Source organism: Streptomyces sp. TRM49041 (assembly GCF_008271805.1).
Taxonomy (GTDB): Bacteria; Actinomycetota; Actinomycetes; order Streptomycetales; family Streptomycetaceae; genus Streptomyces.
The window spans coordinates 1-205 of sequence record NZ_VSRY01000036.1; the positions used below are offsets into that span (position 1 = coordinate 1).

General features: G+C 65.4%; 1 pseudogene. It reads left to right on the forward strand.

Features of this window, described 5'->3' with window-relative positions:
* Positions 1-205, forward strand: a pseudogene (locus tag FVS66_RS01730) (FG-GAP repeat protein); the annotation flags it as partial.

Genomic DNA, 205 nt, shown 5'->3' on the forward strand with positions numbered 1-205 from the left:
CACCGAGCCTGAAGTGGGAGAGCACCGGCTCCTTCCGCTGGACCGCAAGCCAGTTCACCGCCGGCGACTACAACGGCGACGGGAAGGCGGACGTCTCCGTCTTCTACGACGGCGGCACGTCGGCCGACGGCAAGAACATCTCGTCGGTCTACACCTGGTACAGCACCGGCACGGGCTTCCAGGCACCGAAGAAGACATGGACCAC